A 3,165-nucleotide genomic window follows, 5' to 3' on the forward strand; every position below is an offset into this window, starting at 1 on the left:
ATCTACCTGTGGCCCCGCGCCGCGCGCCTGCGGGGCGGAGCCGGGAGGTGTGGGCCGGGGCCGTGTGCGGGGTGAGGGTGGGGTGTCGTGCAGAATCGGAAGTATGACCACCCCGGATCGACCGTCGTCCCAGGAGCAGCCGGAAACCCGGAAGCGCTCGGCGGCCTCGACGTCATCGGAGGGCACGCCGTCCTCGGAGACCCCGAAGACCGAGCCCGCTCCCGACACCGCGCAGGCCCGACCGCGGCAGACGCCCGCTGTGGCGGCCCCGCGGCCCGCCGAACCCGCAGAGCCCGCCACCCCGGCCCGTCCCGCCAAGCCGGCCTACAAGGACCGTGCCTACCGGTCGCCCGGCGGTCTCGCGGGCGGTGTGCTGCTCCTCGGCCTCTTCACCTGGCTCGGCACGGACGCGGTGTTCACCGGAGGAGGACGTACGCCCTGGCTGACCCTGGCCGCGCTGCTGCTGGCCGTGCCGCTGGTGGTCGCCTTCTCGGTGCGACCCGCCGTCTTCGCCAACGACGACCGCCTCCGGGTGCGCAACCCGTTCCGTGTGATCGAACTGCCCTGGGCCTCCATCGTCTCGCTGCGCTCCGGCTACTCCAACGAGGTGATCGACGAGGCCGGGACCAAGTACCAGCTCTGGGCCGTCCCCGTGTCGCTGCGCGCCCGCAAGAAGGCCGCCCGGCGCCAGGCCCGGGAGACCGGCAGGGCCGCCAAGGGCGACAGCAGCGGCCGTACGTCGCTGGAGGAGCGGACCGTCCGCGCCGAGACCGACCAGATCATGGCCGACCTGCGCGAGCTGTGCGAGGCCCGCGCGAAGGCCCCGGGCTCTCAGGGGGAGCCGACCGTCCGCTGGGCCTGGGAGGTCATGGCGCCGGCGGCGGCGGGAGCCGTACTGCTGACGATCCTGATCGCGCTCGGGTGAGCGCGGGGGCGCGGTACGCCTGACGGGGGGCGAGACAGACGTGGGTCGCCGACGTGGGTCGCCGCTGTCCCGCCTCTGTCCCGCCGCGAAGGGCACCCGTACTGAGAGCTCGTCAGACCCGGGCCGTACGGTCGTACGAATGATGAGCACCGTTGCGGTCCGAGTGTCTGGGTAGCCATGACCACGAACATCGAGTCCCCGGGGCGGCCGACGCGCAGGCTGCCCGAGTCCGCCGTGCCCGAGGGCTGCCCGGCCTGGAGCGGCGAGAAGGCACTGCTGTGGGCGCGGGCGCAGCCGCCGGTGTGGGTGCCGGTGCGGATGCGGTCCCTGCACCTGCTCGCCCTGGCCATGGTCGGGCTGACGGCCGGGTTCTGGCTGGCCAACTCCCGTGACGTACCGCCCGTCCTCGCCGCGCTGGTCCCCCTGCACCTGGTGTGGACCCTGGCGCGCCCCGAGGTGCTGCGGGTCTCCGGCCCCGTACTGACCCTCGTCCTCGCGTGGTACGGCGGCACGCACGACCTGCCGATCCTCGTGGGCTTCCTGCTGGTGACCGCCGCCTGGGCGCTCGCCGAGTTCCGGATGAGCGCGCGGCGTACCCAGCGGATGTGGGCCGTGAGTGCCGCCGAGGGGGTCACCGCCGTGGTGCCGGTGGGGGTAGGACCGCTGCGGCGCGGGCGGTTCCTCATCGCGCTGGGGCTGGTGCTCGCGGCCCTCGGCGGGGCGTTCGTCCTCGTCGCGTCCGGGTGGGACGCGCCCACCGACCGGCGGGAGGCCGTGCTGGCCGGGTGGTTCACGGTCGGCTGGGGGGTCACCGCGCTGGCCTCCGGCCGGCTGGCCCGACGCCGCGCCGCCGGGCTGCGCGGCGCCCCCGCTCCCGTCCTGCGGGTCCTCGTGCGCGACGGGGCCAACGGTGACGTGGAGGTCTTCACCGCCGACGACGTGGCGGCGCTGCGGCCGATGTTCACCGTCACCGCCGAGGAGTGGTACGACGATGACGACGAGGGCGACGAGGAGGACGAGGTGGCCCGCCTGCTCAAGGAGAAGGAGATGGAGGCGCTCCTCGACTCCCTCGACGCCGACGCGGAGGAGGCGGCACAGCCCGGCCCCCTGCGCGAGGCCGTCCTCTACGGAGCGCCGTACGACGGCGGCGAACTCGTGATCGTCAGCGCCCCCGAGGACGTGCGGGACGGCGCCGACGAGGCCCCGGGCGACGAGACCGAGGGTGATGAGGCCCGGGGCGAGACCGAGGGTGACAGGGGCCAGGGCGAAGGGGAGCGGAAGGCGCCGGAGGGCGTGCGGGAGCCGGGGAGCGGCGGCGGTTCGGGGGACGAGGAGTTCGTCGTCGAGTCGTCCATGGCGCCGGTGCGGGCTCTGTCCGAGCGGGCGGTACGGCTGCGGATCGCGGCGGAGAAGGCGCGGGCCCGGCGGGCCGCGGTGTACGCGGACCGGCGCGCGGCCGCCGCCGACGGGCTCACCGAACGGCTGGCGTCCGGGGCGGTACGGCGGTGGCGGGCCGGCTGGCTGGACCGGGCCGTCTGCCTGGTGGTCGTGCTGTGGGCGGCGCTGATGGTGCTGTCCGAGGTCGGCGGATGGCGGTACGTGCCGGGAGTCCTCCTCGGGGTCATCGGCGTCCTGCTGCTGCCGCGCATGGCGGCGTGGCGCATCACCGCCGACCGGGACGGGCTGTGGTTCAACGGCCTGCGCGGAGTCCGCCACATCGAGTGGGACCACCTCATGACCGTCCGGTGCGAGGGCGGCGAGCTGAAGCTGGACAGCCGCAGGCCCAGGTTCGGCTCGGCCTGGACGGCGCACGCGCCCCGCTGGGGCCGGCTGGAGCGGCGGTTCGGACTGGTCCACCCGTACGAGCGGACGGCCGCCGAGATCACCGCGATGTGGCAGGACCCGGCCCTGCGGCCCACGGCCCCGAGCGACGAACGCGCCCGGGGCCGGGCCCTGTGGCCGCTGGGCGCGGCCCTCGGGCTGGTGTGGGTGGCGGCGTTGGTGCTGGTGCCGTAGGGCGGCGGCCTCGGAGACCGCGGTCGGCGGAACGTGGCGGAGGCCCGCGGGGAACGCACTCCCGGCGTCCGAGGGCGGACCGGACGGAGGCCGGGCCGACGAGGGCCGAACGACGGAAGGCCCGGCCGACGAGGGCGGACACGACGGAAAGCCCCGGCCGATGACGATGCCGATGACGATCGTCGGCCGGGGCTTTCCGTGCCGCTTGGGGCGGGGGCGGGGGC

At 75.4% G+C, this 3,165-nt stretch carries 2 protein-coding genes; both read left to right on the plus strand.

The genetic code is table 11. The features are described from left to right. The first annotated feature begins 259 nt into the window (after nt 1-259). On the plus strand, nt 260-925 hold the full coding sequence (locus tag AOK15_RS37365) for a PH domain-containing protein (RefSeq protein WP_055523149.1): 666 nt from the start codon (nt 260-262) through the stop codon (nt 923-925). Between the two features lie 177 nt (nt 926-1,102). After that, a complete protein-coding gene (locus AOK15_RS37370; RefSeq protein ID WP_055523146.1) occupies nt 1,103-2,941 on the plus strand; it encodes a hypothetical protein in 1,839 nt (612 codons plus the stop codon). Nucleotides 2,942-3,165 lie beyond the last annotated feature (224 nt).

The sequence above is a fragment of the Streptomyces ossamyceticus genome, assembly GCF_001418475.1.
Lineage (GTDB): Bacteria > Actinomycetota > Actinomycetes > Streptomycetales > Streptomycetaceae > Streptomyces > Streptomyces ossamyceticus.

What these genes read in the sequence shown, in the direction of transcription:
- AOK15_RS37370 (WP_055523146.1), top strand. Translation starts at nt 1,103, where the DNA reads ATGACCACGAACATCGAGTCCCCGGGGCGGCCGACGCGCAGGCTGCCC.